This is a genomic window from Telluria sp. AZSoR62 (assembly GCF_058111565.1).
This window is the reverse complement of sequence record NZ_JBYTST010000541.1, coordinates 1-241: the sequence shown is the minus strand read 5'-3', so window position 1 is coordinate 241 and position 241 is coordinate 1. Positions and strand designations below refer to the sequence as shown.

Sequence of the window (241 nt, the reverse complement as noted above, 5' to 3'; positions counted from 1 at the left end):
ACACCTGGGAGCGCTCAGAGTCTGACTTCAACGAGCTGTACTTCAAGAACGTCGTCGCCCGGGCCATCATGTTCAACACCATCCGCGCCGATGTTGCCAAAGCGGACTGGTACGACAAGGGCTACCTAGCAAACATCGTCACCTACACAATGGCCAAAATCGCGTGGGAAATCGAGAAAAGCGGACGCGGCTACCTGATGGACTTCAACACCGTGTGGGCGCAGCAGTCACTACCCCAGCC

General features: G+C 56.8%; 1 protein-coding gene. It reads left to right on the top strand.

What is annotated here, in order from left to right; translation table 11 throughout:
- The coding region (locus AC3XQU_RS24690; RefSeq protein ID WP_489876735.1) for an AIPR family protein at window positions 1-241 on the top strand (241 nt) is incomplete at both ends.